This window comes from Paenibacillus etheri, assembly GCF_001012825.1.
Taxonomy (GTDB): domain Bacteria; phylum Bacillota; class Bacilli; order Paenibacillales; family Paenibacillaceae; genus Paenibacillus_AQ; species Paenibacillus_AQ etheri.
The window spans coordinates 399,229-416,992 of sequence record NZ_LCZJ02000037.1 but is presented as its reverse complement, the minus strand read 5'-3'; the positions used below and the strand labels follow the sequence as shown (position 1 = coordinate 416,992).

General features: G+C 42.6%; 19 protein-coding genes. 15 read left to right on the top strand and 4 right to left on the bottom strand.

The features are described from left to right. The first annotated feature begins 60 nt into the window (after nt 1-60). Nucleotides 61-741 (top strand): YdeI/OmpD-associated family protein, encoded by a 681-nt coding sequence (locus tag UQ64_RS25380; RefSeq protein WP_245238248.1) that lies wholly within the window; start codon nt 61-63, stop codon nt 739-741. A 99-nt stretch (nt 742-840) separates the two neighbouring features. Next, nucleotides 841-1,578, top strand: a complete 738-nt coding sequence (locus UQ64_RS25375; RefSeq protein WP_060626147.1) for a pentapeptide repeat-containing protein — start codon at nt 841-843, stop codon at nt 1,576-1,578. A 113-nt stretch (nt 1,579-1,691) separates the two neighbouring features. Here the strand turns inward: UQ64_RS25375 and UQ64_RS25370 are convergent, their stop codons facing one another. Next, entirely contained in the window at nt 1,692-2,687 is a 996-nt protein-coding gene (locus tag UQ64_RS25370) for an ABC transporter substrate-binding protein (RefSeq protein ID WP_060626146.1), read from the bottom strand. A gap of 198 nt (nt 2,688-2,885) precedes the next feature. On the opposite strand from UQ64_RS25370, the gene UQ64_RS25365 reads away from it, so the two are divergent. The 8 genes from UQ64_RS25365 to hmpA all read left to right on the top strand — a co-directional run bounded on the left by UQ64_RS25365 (nt 2,886) and on the right by hmpA (nt 10,372). After that, nucleotides 2,886-3,890 (top strand): FecCD family ABC transporter permease, encoded by a 1,005-nt coding sequence (locus UQ64_RS25365; RefSeq protein WP_060626145.1) that lies wholly within the window; start codon nt 2,886-2,888, stop codon nt 3,888-3,890. A 1-nt stretch (nt 3,891) separates the two neighbouring features. Further along, nucleotides 3,892-4,935: a FecCD family ABC transporter permease gene (locus tag UQ64_RS25360; protein ID WP_060626144.1), complete on the top strand. Its 1,044-nt coding sequence runs from the start codon at nt 3,892-3,894 to the stop codon at nt 4,933-4,935. A 14-nt stretch (nt 4,936-4,949) separates the two neighbouring features. Continuing rightward, on the top strand, nt 4,950-5,762 hold the full coding sequence (locus UQ64_RS25355; protein WP_060626143.1) for an ABC transporter ATP-binding protein: 813 nt from the start codon (nt 4,950-4,952) through the stop codon (nt 5,760-5,762). Between the two features lie 126 nt (nt 5,763-5,888). Next, nucleotides 5,889-6,584, top strand: coding sequence for a response regulator transcription factor (locus UQ64_RS25350; RefSeq protein ID WP_060626142.1), 696 nt, complete (start codon nt 5,889-5,891; stop codon nt 6,582-6,584). Between the two features lie 118 nt (nt 6,585-6,702). After that, nucleotides 6,703-7,560, top strand: a complete 858-nt coding sequence (locus UQ64_RS25345; protein ID WP_060626141.1) for a M15 family metallopeptidase — start codon at nt 6,703-6,705, stop codon at nt 7,558-7,560. Nucleotides 7,561-7,586: 26 nt separating this feature from the next. Continuing rightward, complete coding sequence (locus UQ64_RS25340) at nt 7,587-8,078, top strand: VanZ family protein (RefSeq protein WP_060626140.1); 492 nt, start codon at nt 7,587-7,589, stop codon at nt 8,076-8,078. 45 nt (nt 8,079-8,123) lie between these two features. Continuing rightward, on the top strand, nt 8,124-8,960 hold the full coding sequence (locus tag UQ64_RS25335; RefSeq protein ID WP_060626139.1) for a YitT family protein: 837 nt from the start codon (nt 8,124-8,126) through the stop codon (nt 8,958-8,960). Nucleotides 8,961-9,166: 206 nt separating this feature from the next. Then, nucleotides 9,167-10,372, top strand: a complete 1,206-nt coding sequence (hmpA, locus tag UQ64_RS25330) for an NO-inducible flavohemoprotein (RefSeq protein ID WP_060626138.1) — start codon at nt 9,167-9,169, stop codon at nt 10,370-10,372. A gap of 63 nt (nt 10,373-10,435) precedes the next feature. On the opposite strand, the gene UQ64_RS25325 is transcribed toward hmpA, so the two are convergent. Together UQ64_RS25325 and UQ64_RS25320 are read right to left on the bottom strand one after the other, a co-directional pair. Continuing rightward, complete coding sequence (locus UQ64_RS25325; RefSeq protein WP_060626137.1) at nt 10,436-11,542, bottom strand: PdaC/SigV domain-containing protein; 1,107 nt, start codon at nt 11,540-11,542, stop codon at nt 10,436-10,438. Between the two features lie 212 nt (nt 11,543-11,754). After that, the gene (locus tag UQ64_RS25320; protein ID WP_060626136.1) at nt 11,755-12,615 is read right to left on the bottom strand and encodes a metallophosphoesterase; all 861 of its coding nucleotides are present in this window, start codon (nt 12,613-12,615) and stop codon (nt 11,755-11,757) included. A 91-nt stretch (nt 12,616-12,706) separates the two neighbouring features. Between UQ64_RS25320 and UQ64_RS25315 the strand changes: the two genes are divergently transcribed. The 3 genes from UQ64_RS25315 (at nt 12,707) to UQ64_RS25305 (ending at nt 15,170) form a co-directional block, all read left to right on the top strand. Further along, nucleotides 12,707-13,543: a methyl-accepting chemotaxis protein gene (locus UQ64_RS25315; protein WP_425339619.1), complete on the top strand. Its 837-nt coding sequence runs from the start codon at nt 12,707-12,709 to the stop codon at nt 13,541-13,543. Nucleotides 13,544-13,629: 86 nt separating this feature from the next. Then, nucleotides 13,630-13,908 (top strand): hypothetical protein, encoded by a 279-nt coding sequence (locus UQ64_RS25310; protein WP_060626134.1) that lies wholly within the window; start codon nt 13,630-13,632, stop codon nt 13,906-13,908. A gap of 140 nt (nt 13,909-14,048) precedes the next feature. Further along, a complete protein-coding gene (locus UQ64_RS25305; RefSeq protein ID WP_060626133.1) occupies nt 14,049-15,170 on the top strand; it encodes a nitric oxide synthase oxygenase in 1,122 nt (373 codons plus the stop codon). A 58-nt stretch (nt 15,171-15,228) separates the two neighbouring features. On the opposite strand, the gene UQ64_RS25300 is transcribed toward UQ64_RS25305, so the two are convergent. Then, on the bottom strand, nt 15,229-15,870 hold the full coding sequence (locus UQ64_RS25300; protein WP_060626132.1) for a TetR/AcrR family transcriptional regulator: 642 nt from the start codon (nt 15,868-15,870) through the stop codon (nt 15,229-15,231). Between the two features lie 188 nt (nt 15,871-16,058). Here UQ64_RS25300 and UQ64_RS25295 point away from each other — a divergent pair, with 188 nt between their 5' ends. Continuing rightward, a complete protein-coding gene (locus UQ64_RS25295) occupies nt 16,059-16,811 on the top strand; it encodes an SDR family NAD(P)-dependent oxidoreductase (RefSeq protein ID WP_060626131.1) in 753 nt (250 codons plus the stop codon). A gap of 181 nt (nt 16,812-16,992) precedes the next feature. Then, nucleotides 16,993-17,679 carry a helix-turn-helix domain-containing protein gene (locus tag UQ64_RS25290; RefSeq protein WP_245238247.1) on the top strand — a complete coding sequence of 229 codons (687 nt, stop codon included), beginning with the start codon at nt 16,993-16,995 and terminating at the stop codon, nt 17,677-17,679. Nucleotides 17,680-17,764: the final 85 nt, after the last annotated feature.

Below are 17,764 nucleotides of genomic sequence, written 5' to 3'. Positions count from 1 at the left end.
AGCGATTAGGCTATAATGATCACGATGAAGAAGCATCCGAATACATTTGGGGGATGAAGCATAGTGACTAAAACAATCGTAGAAAAGCTGAACTTACAAAAATACAACCAAGTAGCGATATTGAATAAACCAGAAGGCTCCGATTATTTAGCGGAATTGACGGATTATGATACTTCGCTAAATGGGGTGTATGATCTTATATTTGCCTTTGTACTAGATATGTCGTCCTTACAAGAACTGGTGAACCGTGTGATAGAACATCAGCATCTTCATAAGAATGGCTATCTCTTTGTGGCGTATCCTAAAAAGGGAAACAAAGTGTATTCGACCTTTATTCATCGTGACGACTTACTAGAGGGTTTGGGCAGTGATGAGAATGGCTACGTTGGGGCAAGCGATATTAAATTTGCACGCATGGTTGGATTAGACGATGTCTTTACAGTTGTGGGGTTAAAAGAGGACGCTAAGGGTAAAGGTCAGCTTTCCAATACACCAAGTCAATCTGTGGATAATTATATTTCTTTCATTCCAAATGTGGAAGAAGATCTGAAAGATACACCGGAGCTTCTTGCAATCTATCAATCACTTACCCAGGGGTACCGCAAAGACTGGGCTCGATATGTCTATAGTGCCAAACAAGAGGTAACAAGAGCTAAGCGTAAAGAGGAAATGAAGATGATTTTAAGGGCTGGTTATAAGAGTCGAGAGCTGTATCGGCAAGTCAGTAGTACAGAATCCTAATCGACCTCTCTTTATTAAAAAGATTATTTGCAGGCATATAGACGGTTTTTGAACTCCTTTTCCGTCTATGTTATGAGTTTGATTTGAAGGAGGAGAAGAGTGATCTGTACGGATGCAGAACTGGTAAATAAGGTGTGTATTGGTGATATGGATGCATTCAAGCTCCTCCGAAAGGAACTCCAGCAAGATGTGTGGAAGGCATTAAACACCTTATCAGAAGCTAACCGTATAGTCACCATTCTATTCTATATCGACAACTACAAGGTTAGGGAAATCGCTGATTTCCTTGATCTATCTATTGAAGCTGTCGAGAGTAGACTCCGCAGATCAAGAACGATCTTAAAAAGGGAGATGTTGAGTACAGTGAATAACAATCTAAGTGATAACAAATTACAGGATGAATTTAAGAAAAGAGTCTTTCAGGATGAAAGAATGCCTGAAACCAACTTTCGTCGTGTGGCCATGGGCGAAAGTGAATTTGATGATATTGATATGCCTAAGACGAACTTTTCTAATGTAAATATGGCGGGTACCAAGTTTGACAATATTAATATGAGCAGTACTTCTTTTAATGATATTAATATGCATCTTGTTAAATTTAATGAAGTGGGACTGTGGGAAATCGAGGTTAGCAATAGTGAATTAGGGGAAGCTTATTTCCATGATATTCACTTGTATGGCAAAGGCAATAAGTTTGAACGATGCCAGCTGAACGGCACATCCTTTGTAGCGTGTGATCTTTCGAATGTAGATATAAGAGATTGTAATCTTTCAGGCTTCACAGTTAATGGCATTTCATTAGAGGCCCTGCTTGAGAGCTATAATAGAAATAAATAATACCCCTCTTTAATTTAGATATATTGCTGTAGTAGAGGAAGTTTGTTGGTTATTTTTAACCATAAAAAAGAGATGGTACAGGAAATTTCCAGTACCATCTCTTTTCGTGCTGTTTATTTTATATCATAAATCTTGTAAAGCTCATCAAGCATAAGGTTAGCTGCGATGACGCCGCCAGATGTATTCCAGATTGCATCGCTTACTCTGATGGCTTTATTGTTCTTAACAACATTAAGACTTTGCCAGAGTGGATCCTTCAGCATTTCTTGCTCCATCTCGGTCCCTTTGCCGTCACCAGTGTCGTAAGTGAAGTAGAACAACATGTCTGCATCTACTTCTGGAAGACGCTCTTTAGTAATTTCTTCAACGAATGTATCGGTATACTTCTGATTGTCAGGACGAGTGATCCCTAGCTTGGAGAAGGCGATCCCTGTGAAGGTATCATCGAGATAAATGCGTGTCTTTCCTGCCATGAAACGAACGACAGATACTTTCTGATTCAGCTTATCGCCTGCTTTTGCTTTGAAATCTGCAGTTCGGTTATCATAGTCGGCTATTAATTTCTCGCCTTCGGTTGTTTTGCCTAAAGCATCAGCATAGAGCAAGAAGTTTGTTTGCCATGCGCCACGAAGCGTTTCGGAGAATACGGTTGGTGCAATGGCTTTTAGCTGGTCGTATACTTTTTCCTGACGCAATTTATTTCCGATGATTAGATCAGGCTTAAGACTGGCAATGAGTTCTAGGTTTGGCTGGCTTTCTTCACCAACGACAGTTACACCTTCCATATCAGCTGCGATGTGTTCATACCATGGATCTCCTGTCCACGATTTAACAGCTCCTACTGGTTTCACGCCAAGGGCCAACAAAGCTTCTGTTCCTTCATTTGTTAGTACGACTACACGCTTTGGTGTTCCTGTAATTGTAGTTTCTCCCATAGAGTGGGTTACTTTATGTTCTGCTCCCGAATTTGCTGCATTAGATTCAGCTGGACTTGCTGCATTACTATTATTGGATCCTGCTTGACCACAACCTGATACAATGACAGTCAAGGCGAGTAAAGCAGCGGATACAGTTAAAGTAAATCTTTGTTTTTTTATAACGGAAAACATCTATTAACCCCCTATATATATGAAAATGATTCTCACTGATGCTGGAAAAACTATAACAACTTAAAATCTTAAAGTCAACGATTTTATGAGAATGATTATCAGATTCATTGACAGCCTTTACCTCATGACCTAAAATATCTTAGTAACTTGAATGGTTTACATGCATATTAATCATCGGATAATAGGAAAGAGGAAACTATGAGCACTCTACTTACCACGCGCTCGCAGAAGATTGTTGGATTATTGATAGGTCTGGTGTTATTAGTTGCCGGGATGGTATGCAGTATCGCTTTTGGCGTGACCAATATTAGTTGGCATACGATTGTCCAGTCCTACACGGATTACAATGGTTCACAAGAGCATTTGATTATACAGACTGCCAGAGTACCGCGTGCTTTCATAGCTGCGATAGCTGGAGCGAGTCTCGCTGTTGCAGGCGCCTTGATGCAAGGCATCACACGTAACCCTCTAGCTTCACCGAGTCTCTTCGGTATTAATGCCGGAGCAGCCTTCTTCATTGTTGCGGGCTCTGCTTTTTTCGGAGCCAGTGGTCTAACCACCTTTGCAACACTAGCTTTCATAGGCGCGGCAGTTACAGCCGCTATTGTATACATCCTCGGCTCTATCGGAAGCGATGGATTGACTCCCCTTAAGGTTACACTTGCGGGTGCTGCGATGACTGCTTTTTTCTCCTCTTTATCTCTTGGCTGCTTATTAACCGGTGGGCAGACCTTCGATCAGGTCTTATATTGGTTCGTAGGTTCTGTTGCGGGGCGGGATATGGGAATATTCACTACCGCTGCACCTTATATGGGTTTAGCGCTGTTAGGTGCCTTCGTGATTGCTAGACATATGAACCTGCTTACGCTGGGAGAAGATGTTGCTACAGGGCTCGGACAGAAGACGATATTCATTAAGCTAGCAGTTGGGGTTATCATTGTCTTGCTTGCAGGGGGTTCTGTATCGATTGCAGGTCCTATTGCTTTTATAGGTATTGTAATTCCACATATTACACGTTACTTGGTAGGTCTGGATTATCGTTGGGTTATTCCCTACTGCGCTATACTCGGTGGTATTTTACTGCTTGGCGCAGATATTGGATCACGGTACATTGCATTTCCGAAGGAAATACCTGTCGGCGTTATGACTGCTATTCTCGGGGTTCCTTTCTTCGTATATATTGCCAGAAGAGGGGATGCCTAATATGGATAAATGGATGACCCTTAGAGGTCGTAATCACTCCTTTCAAATTAGTCGTAGAACGTTAATCATGATTTTATTGCTGCTAGCCGCTAATGTAATTACGATGATCATTTGTGTAGGGCTTGGAAGTACTTTTATTAGTCCGATTGCCGTTATTCGAACGCTTTTCGGTGTAGGCGATCCAGCCGATGCGATGATCATTTTCTCCTTAAGAATGCCTCGTGTTGTCGTTGCGGTTATGGTCGGCGCGGCACTGTCAATTTCTGGAGCATTGCTGCAGGGGATTGTTCGCAATCCACTTACTTCACCTGATATTATAGGGATTTCGGGTGGTGCATCGCTTGGTACCGTGATTTTCATTCTTTATTTCTCTCACGTAAGTATCCGTTTCATGCCTATTAGTTCGATTGCCGGGGCTTTTGCGGCAGCACTCCTGATCTATCTATTCGCATATCGACGGGGGATTACTCCACTTCGGCTGGTGCTGATTGGGATCGGAATGTCTACGGCGATTACAGCAGTTATATATATGTTGATTCTCTCATCATCGTTTACGCCGACAGCTGTAGCGGTCAAAGCATTCACTTTCATGACGGGAAGTATATATGGTGTATCTTGGGACCGAGATGTACTAACGATGCTGCCATGGATGGTTATTCTGATTCCTGCTGCATTGATTTATGCTAGGCACCTAAATGTGCAAGAGCTAGGGGATGAGGTAGCTACGAGTGTTGGCAGTTCGGTCCAAGTCAAAAGAACGATTCTGCTTGTGATCAGCGTTGCCCTTGCAGGGGTAGCGGTTGCTATTGGTGGTGCAATCAATTTTATTGGTCTGATGGCTCCGCATATTGCTCGAAAGCTAGTTGGGCCTGCCTATGGCGGCGTTATTCCAGTCTCAGCTCTTATCGGCTCACTTGTCTTACTGCTATCTGATCTTGTCGCCAGAATTGCGTTTATCCCTCTGGATATCCCGGCAGGCGTATTCACCGCTGCTATTGGAGCGCCTTTCTTCATCTACTTATTGTACCGTCATCGCAGTTCATAAAGGGAGTGACTCACATGTCCGTTATCCAAGCGAACAATCTTACGTTATCCTATGGAAAAAAGCCAGTGTTCTCTAATCTAGATGTGCTTATTCCTAAAGGGAAAATCACTGTATTCATCGGAAGCAACGGCTGTGGTAAGTCAACCTTACTGCGTTCTCTTGTCCGTTTATTGAAGCCTCAAGAAGGCAGTATTATCCTAGATGGCAGTGATATTGCCAAGCTTCCAGCTAAGGAGGTTGCGCGACGCCTCGCTATCCTGCCGCAAGGACCCATTGCACCTGAAGGCTTGACTGTCCAACAGCTTGTTAAGCAAGGCCGTTATCCGTATCAAAGCTTCCTTCAGCAATGGTCTCGTGAAGATGAGATTATGGTGAAGAAAGCCCTTGAAGTGACTCATATGAATGAGCTATCAGGTCGTTCAATAGACTCCCTCTCGGGAGGACAAAGACAACGAGCTTGGATTGCAATGACACTCGCTCAGAATACCTCGACGATTCTACTGGATGAGCCTACGACTTATCTTGATATGACCCATCAGGTCGATATTCTGGATCTTTTATTTGATCTTAATGAGCAGGAGAATCGCACCATTGTAATGGTGCTTCATGATATTAATCTGGCTTGTAGATATGCACATCACATCGTTGCGGTTAAAGAAGGACGGATCTATGCGCAAGGTGAGCCTGAGAACATCGTTAACGAGCAATTGATTCACGATGTATTTGGTATGGAATGCCAAGTAACCGCTGATCCGATCTTCGGAACACCGCTGTGCATTCCTTTTGGTAAAGGCCGAAAGCTAATTAAGACATCATCTTCTAAGTGATGGTATTTCCGTATATTATTAATCACAAATGTAATCGAGAAGCCACCTTGTTCATAGGGTGGTTTTTAAGTTTAGGGTATAATGGATGAAGATCATACAGCACAAACCTACAGGGGTGAAATATAGATGAAGCGCATTACGATTTTAATTGCGGATGATGAGGCAGAGATTGCGGATTTGGTGGCCTTACATTTGCAAAAAGAGGGGTATCATATCATTAAAGTATCCGATGGGCGGGCAGCGGTACAAGCCATTGAGTCTCAAACGGTAGATTTGGCAATTCTGGATATTATGATGCCAGGTCTGGATGGCTATGAGGTAACCCGTCACATTCGGGAGCAGTATCATCTGCCGATTATTTTTTTAAGTGCGAAGACTTCTGATCTCGATAAGATTACGGGACTTGTCATGGGCGCAGATGATTATATGACCAAACCGTTCAATCCAATGGAGTTAGTCGCCCGCGTTAATTCTCAACTTCGGCGCTCTATACAATTCAGTCAGCCCGCAGCCATTCTTAAGTCGGTCCTTGAAGTAGGCGGGCTGACGATTACGCCAGATGAGCATACCGTTACTCTTTACGGTGAGAGGATAGACTTAACTCCGAAAGAGTTTGATATTTTGCATTTATTGGCTAGTCATCCCAAGCAGGTATTTAGCGCAGAGAGTATTTTCCAACAGGTGTGGGGCGAAGCTTATTATGAGAGTGGCAACACGGTTATGGTGCATATCCGTACCTTGCGCAAAAAGCTCGGTGAAGACATCAATAAGAACAAATTTATTAAGACGATCTGGGGCGTAGGATACACCTTTACTGGGTAAGGTCACTGAGCTATTTAAGAAAAACTTTATAATTGTCCTGCTTTTTCTTTAAAGTGTCTTCGTTATTCTATTCCTATCAAGCATAAAAACGCCTTAAGGAAATAGGAGGACATTACGGATGAAAAAGTGGGGCTTTTTGGTGATCGTTGTGTTATTTCTTGGTTACGCAGCAGCTCGTTATTTGCCAGAAACGGGTAATCTAGCTGATAAGAATGATAAGATCCAGAAGGGATCGATTAGAGATAGCGATAGTTTAAATGTGGTTACGCAAGATCAGGTATATCAAGGGGATTTATTGCTGGTGAACAAACAATATCCGGTACATGAGGACAGTGTGAAGACTGATATTGTGACCTTATCTGATCAGAAGGATCTCGTTCAGGGCTATGGACTACTAGATACCTCTATTCGGTTATCTGAAAGTGTAGCACATAAATTCAATAAGATGATCAAGGCTGCTGAGAAGGATGGCGTGAATCATTTTTTAATTAGCAGTGGGTACAGGGACTTTGAGGAGCAAGAGCGATTATATGAGGAAAAAGGTTCAGACTATGCTCTGCCGGCACAATATAGCGAACATAATTTAGGATTATCTTTGGACATCGGATCTTCTCAATCGGAAATGAGCAAAGCACCTGAAGGCAAATGGCTGGAAAAGAATTCTTGGAAATACGGCTTTATTCTACGCTATCCGAAAGACAAAACTGAGATTACGGGGATTAAATATGAACCTTGGCATTTCCGTTATGTCGGCTTGCCGCACAGTGCGATCATTCATGAGAAGGGGATCGTGCTGGAACAATATTTAGATCTTTTGAAGGAGAATAGTGAAATTTCAACGGTTGTAGACGGTAAAACATATACAGTAAGCTATTATCCAGTATCAGGATATACAAGTATTAAGATTCCAAAGGAAGGGCAATATAAAATGTCGGGCGATAATATGGATGGCGTAATTGTCACTACATTTCGATGAGTACAGAGCCTAAGAGCAACTCTATTATGAAATTATTGCTGGCAGCTGTATTCATCGTCTATATGTATTTCTTGATCCGAATTATTGTATTTAAAGGCGCACCTTTTAGCTTGCAATCACTTTGGGAACAAGCGGAACGTATGCTCGAGCATCCCGAAAGAATTTTTAAACGACAGGGCAACTATGTACCCTTTAAAGAGATCTCGCAAGAGATAAAGCATCTGTCACTTTCAGATCCTTTTTCATCACTTAATTTAGTGGGCAATCTTCTGGCATTTATTCCGTTTGGAGCCTTTGTTCCTATGCTGTTGCCGCAAAAAGTAAGGTTATTCCAAAAGGTCTTCATACTCTCTTTTGCACTGAGTCTGAGCTTTGAAGTTACACAATTAGTATTGTATATCGGCACCTTTGACGTGGATGATCTGATCTTAAACACTTGCGGTGGGGTATTCGGTTACGCCATGTATAGTCTGCTGGTTTCTTCTGGATTGTTTACAACTATATCGAAGCGGTGTTAGTATTTGTGGATGGTAGATATAGACAGAGGATAGAAGGGGCATGGTATGAAAAAGCGTATCTCGGATATTGTTTCCATCATTGTAGGAGCATTGCTGTTCTCCTTGGCCGTTAACTTGTTTGTTATTCCGAACGAGTTCGGTGAAGGCGGGGTAACGGGACTGACTATGATTACATACTACTTGTATCAGTGGTCACCAGGTATTGTTAGCTTAATTCTTAATGCTTTGTTATTGATTGTGGGTTATAAATTTTTGGACAAAACGACGACGGTATACACGATTATTGCGGTGTTTTTTAACTCGTTATTCTTGATTCTTACGAAGAATTGGCATATCGCCAGCGATGAGTTGATCATCAATGCAATATTTGGAGGCATCTTGTCTGGTGTGGGTATCGGAATGATTATACGCGTGGGTGGGACGACCGCAGGGTCAACCATTATCGCCAGAATCCTGCATAAATTTTTGGATTGGAACGTTAGCTACGCTCTTCTCCTAGTCGATTTAGTTGTGGTATTTGCTTCATATTTCATCATTGGTGTTCAAAGTCTGATGTTTACGATTGTGATGCTCTATATAGCGACCAAGGTGATGGACTTCATTATTGAGGGAGTGAATCCTAAGAAGGCCGTTACGATTGTATCCAAGGAACAGGACAAAATTGCTGAACAAGTGAATGGAATCATGGATAGAGGGGTCACAGTCATTTATGGCCGAGGGTATTATACGAAAGAACCCAAAGAGCTGCTCTATATTGTTATTAGCAAACAGGAAGTAACCATGCTTAAGAAAATCGTAAGGTCGATTGATAAAGAGGCTTTTATCACCATTCACGATGTAAGAGATGTGTTCGGAGAAGGCTTTGTGAAGCTGGCAAAATAAGAATTAAAGAGCTGTCCGATAGCCATTGAGCTACTTGGGCAGCTTTTTTTAAAATTAGTTATCTGAATGTGATGGATATCATTGCGTTTTATATTTGTTCACATTTTATTAAATTCTAAAGTGATTCAGCGCACACTTGCTCATTTGCAGCTTCTATATGCTTTTTATAGAGGAATTATCTTATTGTAGGAGAGAGGGCTGTTCATATGTTAGATCAACAAACGATTGCTATTATAAAATCAACAGTTCCTGTATTGCAGGTTCATGGAACAACCATTACTACGACCTTTTATGGCATGTTATTTGAAAAACATCCAGAGCTATTGAATATATTTAATCATGCCAATCAGCGGCAAGGCAGACAGCAAACAGCGCTTGCTAATGCAGTTCTTGCAGCAGCTATGAATATTGAGCAACTAGGGAATATCTTACCGGTAGTAAAGCAGATTGCAGAGAAGCATCGAGCACTGGGTGTATTGCCTGAGCATTATCCGATCGTGGGTGAGACCTTGTTAGCTGCGATTGGGCAAGTGCTTGGCGATGCGGCAACACCGGAAATTATAGGTGCATGGGCCAAGGCCTATGGTGTGATCGCAGATGCTTTTATTGGTGTGGAAGCAGAAAAGTATCGTGAAGCTGCCGAAGCTCCGGGGGGCTGGAGTGGATTCAGAAACTTTGTCGTCACTCGGAAGGTTAGAGAAAGTGAGGTTATTACTTCCTTTTACCTGTCTCCTGAGGACGGAGGGTCCATCTCCTCTTATTCTCCGGGTCAGTACATCACGGTTCGTGTTCAGCCAGGGGGAGAGGAATATACCCATATTCGCCACTACAGTTTGTCCAGTGCTCCGGGACAGGCGTATTACCGTATCACTGTTAAACGGGAAAGCGAAGGGATAGATAAACCTGCGGGCGTCGTATCCACTTATCTGCATGATTTCGTCCAAGTAGGCTCTATATTAGAAGTGGGCTCTCCTGCGGGCGATTTCGTACTGAATCAGAGTAGTGACACTCCGGTGGTCCTAATCAGTGGGGGTGTGGGGTTAACCCCAATGGTAAGTATGCTGGAGACAATAATTGCTGCACAGCCAGTACGCGAGGTTACCTATATTCATGCAGCCATCAATGGAAGTTTGCATGCTATGAAAGATAGGGTGGCGGATTTAGTGAAATCTCATCCTGCTCTACGGTCCTATGTATGTTACGAATCTCCAGTTGAAGGAGACAAGTGCGATAAATCTGGTTATATTGATCTTTCTTGGCTTCAAGAAATAGCAGATGTGAACTCTGAATACTATTTCTGTGGACCGACCCCTTTTATGAAGACCATATATAAGGCCCTCAAGGAATGGCAGGTACCGGACGAGAGAATTCATTTTGAATTTTTTGGACCAGCTGGCAGTTTAGAAGAATAATATAGATAACAAAAAGCGCTCAGCTGATTGACTGAGCGCTTTTTGCTTTGCATTAGTAGTGATTTATTTGAAAGAAGCAAATGGATCGGTGCCTTTAGGCAGTATTGAACTGAAATTAAAGGTGTAGGTAGGAATTCCAGCTGCATAAGGTGCGATTTCATATTGTTGATAGAAGATGGCTAAGCCGCTTTCGCTGACGTAGAAGGCTGGTTTATCTGTTAGTCCACCAGTTGACTCCGGAAAAGCAATATCTTTGGTGCTTGCCTTCAACATTTTATCTAGTTTTTGTTTGTAGTTTGGTTCTGCCTTTAGCAGGTCTTTAAGTTCTATTTTCTTACCATCCTTCAGCGAGAAGGTATGCCCCTCGCGCATGGTACCGCCGTGTGCTCCACCGCTGTAACCATATTGATCGACTACAACACTAAGTACGCCTTCACGGTTAAAGGTGACAATATAAGATTGAGAGTAGTCATATTTATTTTCTATAGTACCATCTCTACGGCTAGCCTCTTTTTCGCTTTCTGATGCGAATAGTTCAGCCTCTTTTTTGAAGGTAGCATTAATCGTGTTCTGCACTTCATCCGTCAGACCGCTGATCTTTGGATATTGTACCTTAATATTAGCATTCTTATTGCTCTTGTCTAAGTTAACAGAGGTGATCTTGATGTCATTCATCACCTTCTTGCTAAGCTCAAGTGATTTCTGGGCTGGGTTATATACGCCTTGAACACCTAAATAATCATTTAACAGTTTGAATGGAACATATAAGCTGTTATTGATCATCTTCACTTCATGATTTCCGGTCATGCTATAAATGTAATATCCGTTCAAATCGGTACTGACGCCATAGTCAGAGACCTCCATATTAAGCTTTACCGAGTCACTTCCTACACTGTAAGTCTTTGTGGTTGAATTATAATGAATGGCAAGACCGAAGGCGTCACGTAATACGGTTAAAGGGATCATAGTATTTCCGTCTACGATTTTCCCTTGCTGTGTTAAGACTTGGCCTTTATATTTAAGCGCCACAGAAGGCTGCTGAACGGCTTCTTTGACCGTTTTCGTACCGGTCGTTGCAGCTTGAACAGAATTTCCTCCGATGAATCCAGTACCTCCAAGTAATACTCCAGCTGCTAATATAGCAGACGTCCATTTCATAGTTTTGTTCATGATTTATTATCTCCTTCCCAATAATGGGCTTGTATGTAGTTCGATATGTGTTGTGTTCCTCTATCACTCTTACGATTATACATAAGCCTCTAATAGTTTTGGTTACATCTGGGGTTACAGTCTTGTTGTATTAAGTGTGGAAAAGCGCAAAGTTTCTAACGATTTTTTAACTTTCAGGTTTATTCTCCTTAACCATTATGAAATTTTATGAATCAATAAGTGGTTCTCAAAGTAATTACGGTAACCTCGGGGCGACAATTAAAACGTATAGGCATACGAGTCACTCCAATCCCATGTGTGGTGTAGACCTGGAGTCGACTATCTGGGAGCTGGTATAATCCGCTTGAATATTTACTGCCGTAAGGCGGGGTATACAGAGCGCCAACAAGTGGGAGTCGGACTTGTCCTCCATGACTATGGCCGGACAACTGCAGATCTATAGGAAGATGACTATATTCATCAGCAAAATCCGGTTCATGAGCAAGGAGTAGGGTACATGCCTTATCGGGGATATGGCGTAGCGCCTGATGAATATCAGCTTTGCCGACCCACGGATCATCTACTCCAGCTAGATAAAGCGCCTCCGCATCTTTTTTTAAGACAATATGTTCATTATGAAGTACGTGGAAACCAGATTGCGCTAATCCTTTCGTTACAGCTTTCCTAGTACCAAAAGCATCATGGTTACCTAACACAGCATATTGTCCAAAGGGCGCCCGCAACTGTGAACATAAGTCTACAGCCTCAGAAATATAATCGACAGAATGATCTAGCAAATCCCCAGTAAAGCAAATCAGATCTGGACCTGCATGTTGAATTTGCTGTACTAACTCTATTAAGGCTTCGGACTTCGTATATACGCCTAAGTGTAAATCACTGAAATGAACGATACGAAATCTATCGAATGTTGGAGGGAGTAGAGGAAGCTTTATATCTATATATTTAACTTCAAGCCAGTAGGGCTCAACCCAATGTGAATAAATGCCGGTTGCACCAGCGGTTCCAAGCAGCCCCAGCGACACTTGAGCACTTTTCTTCAGAAATTGACGTCTGCTAATAGGTTTAGTATTCATGAATCCATCCTACGGTAGGATTGTTACTTTAATATGACAATATTCACTATGTCACCCATTGTGTCGATAAACTTACATATACATTTACTTAATGGGAGATGAACAGATGAGTATTATCGATGCCTTAGTCCTCGCAGCACCTTACTTCAAAAAGCTTCACTCGCAAGATATTATGATCGGTATTACGGACAGGGAAATCTTCCAGTATTATACTCCGAGTAATGCCATTGATTTTGGACTGGCCAAAGGAAGTCCTATTCCACCTGAAGACCTAACGCTTTCAAATGGATTGAAAGGTGAGGTTAGCTTTAACCGGATTCCTGCAGAAATTTATGGATCTCCTGTGATTTCAACATGTGTACCTATATATGGAACAGACAACGAGGTAGTAGGCGTGTTCGCAATTGCCTACACACTGGAGAACGAGAATAAGCTTGAGGTATTTACAGACGAGATTAATGGGATAAGCAATCACCTAATGGATATGGTTCAGAGCGTAGCTGCACAATCTGAAGAATTATCGGCCACCTCTCAGCAAATATTAGATAATACACGCAGAGCAGTAACGGAGTCTCAAGAAGTGAATAAGGTTACTAGCTTCATTCGTGAGATTTCTGAGCAGACGAACCTCCTAGGACTAAATGCGGCCATCGAAGCTGCGCGTGTAGGAGATCAGGGGGCGGGCTTTGGCGTTGTGGCTAAGGAAGTACGCAAACTGTCCGTAAATACTAAAGAAGCAACCCATAATATTGAAAAATCACTCAGTGATGTTCAAAAGTCCATTAAACAAATGGAGCAAGAAATTGAAGCGATCTCCGCTTCTTCACACGCACAAGCAGAACTGGTTACCGAATTCAGCGAGGTAATTGAACGCTTGAATAAGGCCAGTAAAGAAATGACTACTTTCATGCAATCCATCATCCAGTAGCGTGTAACGTGCAATGCATAAAGTTACTTATCCTAAACCATGCTAGAAGAGAACAGGCGCATTTCAGAAGGGAGCGAATTTCATTTATGAAACAACCCGATTCCAGTCTGCAAGCGAACGACAATGTAACTCAAGCCAAAAATGCTTTAGGTAAGCTTCATTTCTCTGTCACTCAGGCGCTTAGTCATCCAACAGAACAGACTTTGGCACAGGCTGAGAACCGTTTGGTGCATACCGAACAGGCGGTAAAGCAAGCTCAGGCCTGGTTAGGCCCCCAAGGTGTGGAGTTGGCTGAAGAACTGCTGGCCGAGGATAAGAGCAGGCTTGCTGCATTGAAGACGCAAGGGAAACGTTCAGAACGCTAGATGTTCCTGCTACAACCCGTGAAGCGACTATGCTTCACGGGTTGTTCTCATGCACTGTTCGCTTAAGGATGTAGCTTAGGATTGAGGATGGTATACTGGATTGAAGGTTCTGGTAAGAGCTTGGATGGGAGATAAACGATATGAATGGTAAGAACATAGAAGAGTTAACCCGGCAGGCGGAGGCTTTTATTCGACAATGTTACGCTGAACTTGATAAGAACGAAGCTGAAATGGATCATCGCATCCAAGCCGTACGACAAGAAATTAATCAATCCGGGAGTTACATACATACAACGGAAGAGCTGGCTCATGGGGCAAGAATGGCTTGGCGAAATAATAGTCGCTGCATTGGCCGCCTTTTTTGGCAGTCCATTGAGCTGATAGATGAACGTTTGGCAGAGACTGAGGAGGATATTGCTGAAGCTTTATTGCGCCATCTGGAAAAGGCGAATAATGGAGGACGTATTCGTCCCCTTATCACGGTCTTTCGCAGCGGAGAAGATCCTGATCGGAGAATCCGGATTTGGAATCATCAATTGATTCGTTACGCGGGATATCCTGGTGATGCTGAACATGAACGCGCTGGCGATCCGGCATCGGATGAATTTACGAAAGTGTGCCAACAACTAGGCTGGCAGGGAACAAGGGGCAATTATGATGTATTGCCGCTAGTGATCAGTATTGGCAATGGGCATCCCCATGTATTCCCAATTCCCCAACACCTCATCCAGGAGGTTCCGTTAACCCACCCTGAAATTGAAACCTTTGCTGAGCTTCGGCTCCGCTGGTATTCGGTGCCGATCATTTCGGATATGCAGTTGGAAATTGGCGGGATTCTATACCCCGCGGCTCCTTTTAATGGCTGGTATATGGAGACTGAGATTGGCTCGCGTAATTTTGGGGATGTTGGACGGTATAATGCTTTGCCAGCTATAGCTGATCTGATGGGACTGGACCGATCCAGTAACACAACGCTTTGGAAGGATCGGGCGCTTCTTGAGTTGAACCGTGCAGTGTTACATTCCTTTAAGCAGGCTGGGGTCAGTATCGTTGATCACCATACATCAGCCGATCAATTTGTGAGATTTCAAGAGCAGGAGCAGGGGCATGGACGTGAGGTTTCGGGGCGCTGGTCATGGTTGATTCCCCCTATGTCTCCGTCGGCTACACCCATTTGGCATGACGCTAAGTTGAAAGAATATGATTACAGCCCGCGGTTCCTTTATCAACGTTCACCTGCGGCCGCCTGCCCTTTTCACTAGCAATCGAATTTATTATCAAAAAAGCGCCAAGTTCCCCTCATAAGGAAACTGGCGCTTTTTAGGCTTTTAAATGATCCAGAAAGATTTGTTTAAGAAGCTCAAGCTGCTTGTCGGAGTCTAAATCCGATTCCAGGAGGAGGATGTTCTTTTTCATCGTTAGCTTTCTGGAAAAGAGAGCAAAGCTGTTCATCAGCGTGATTAAGGTTTCTTTCACAGGGAGATCGGCACGAATAGAACCGTCTTCTACCCCATTTTGAATGATCCTGGAATACTCGTGCCAAATCTTGCGGTTTAATGCATTGAAATCCAGAACATCCTCAACAGGCTCATTTAAGTGAGAAGCGTAGCTCTCAAAATTGACCATAAAGATAATGCTTAGATGATTTTGATCCTGAATAAAGAAATTAAATAACATCTCGATCTTTTCAAGACAGGTACGTGGTAAGTCAGCTACGTACTTAAAATAATCGAGCATCGGCTCGAGCATTCGGGTGGCGACGGCCACGATAAGCTTTTCTTTTCTAGGAAAATATCGAAAGAGCGTCGCAATCCCGATATTCGCTTCAGTTGCGACATCTTGCATCGTCGACTTTTCGATTCCTTTTTGCGAGAATATTTGTTCTGCGGATTCAAGAATCGTACATAATCGCTGCTGTTTACCGTCGGATCTTTCTTTTTCGTATCTTGTTTTTGGATTCATGAGGGATAGACCCTTCCGTTTTTTAATTAGGTTCTTTAATTATTAGTATTATATCCACCGTTTATTGGATTAAGCAAGGAGAGGTTGTAGTTATTTCGTAAAAATGATATGATAAATATCACAATGATAGTGTGACTATCATCAATCAAATTATTATATCACAATACGATTATAGAGGAGAATTAATTATGAATCGTCTAACTAATAAAGTAGCAATTATTACAGGTGCAGGCAGTGGCATGGGTCGCGAAGAGGCCCTTTTGTTGTCCAAAGAAGGTGCCACCGTTGTAGCGACCGATATTAACGAGGCTGCAGTACAAGCGGTTGTGAAGGAAATTGAAGCAAACGGTGGACAAGCAGCAGCTTATGCACATAATGTAGCTTCTGAAAAAGACTGGATCAAGGTTGTAGAAGATGTAATTAGCAAGTTTGGAAAAATCGACATCCTGGTAAACAACGCAGGGATCTCGTTCCCGGTTCAATTGCTTGAATCCACTGTTGATCAATGGAACAAAGTCATGAACATTAACGTAAGCAGCGTATTCCTTGGTATGAAACATGTTGTTCCTCAAATGAAGAACAATAAAGGCGGTTCTATCGTCAATATCTCCTCCATCGCAGGTTTGACTGGCAGCAGCGGTGCTGGCGCTTATACAGCTTCTAAAGGTGCAGTTCGTATGCTGAGTAAAGCGGCAGCTGTAGACTTTGGTAAAGATAACATTCGCGTGAACTCTGTTCACCCAGGATTTATCGAAACCCCAATGAGTGCTGAATTTGTAAATGACGAAAGAATGCATAGCTTCTTTATGTCCCAGACTGCATTGCCACGTGTAGGACGTGCTTCTGAAGTAGCTGAAGCTGTATTGTTCTTGGCTTCCGACGAAGCTTCTTACATTACAGGTGTTGAGCTGCCAGTTGATGGTGGAGTTGTGGCTAAATAATAAATTTCTAAATCGGCAACACTAAGAAAGCCGTCTCATGCGTGGATTTTATCTACGCGTGGGGCGTTTTTTTGCGTTCTAGGTGTCTCGTTAAGCACTCAAGCAACGCTTGATATACAAAATTAATAGTAATAGATACACTGAAATCATCATAAACGAGGAGGAGATTTCAGTGTTCGATATGTTAAAGGTAGGTAAGAATATCGTTGATTTAAGAAAGCAGACAGGGATGACTCAGATGGGCCTTGCCGATCAACTAGGCATTAGTTATCAGGCAGTTAGTAATTGGGAACGAGGAGAGTCTATGCCGGATGTTTCTAAGCTTCCCCAGCTGGCCGAAATCTTTAATGTGAGCATTGATGCAATCCTTGAAAAGAGCAAATCGACACAGATAGTAGTAAACGTACTCGAAAATACGACAGAACAATTTTTAAATCAAAATAAGCTTTCAGTAGCCGAAATTTCCGAGGTTGCGCCCATTCTTCTTACGGAACATGTGGACGGGGTATTTGAACATGTGAAGCATCCAGTATCGATACAAGATCTGCTATCCATCGCTCCATTTATCAGTGAAGAAGTACTGGATGAGTGCGCAAAAGTTGCCTTTGAGCGAGAAGGAATTAATGCGCTGTTGTCTATTGCTCCGTTTATAAGCGATGAGATGCTGGATGAGTGTGCAAGAAGTATCTTCGAACGAGAAGGCATTAATGCATTATTATCTATCGCTCCGTTTATAAGTGACGAGGTACTAGATGAGTGCGCTAGAAGAGCTTTTGAACAAGAAGGGATAAAAGCCCTCGTGTCTATCGCACCATTTATAAGCGACGAGGTGATGGATACATTAGCGAAAGCGTCTCTTTCCATTTAAATCATAAATATTTAAGAGCCCATCTCTATCGAACATTAGCCTACACCCCTGCATAACATATAGCACTTGTAAGCAGGAGAAGGGT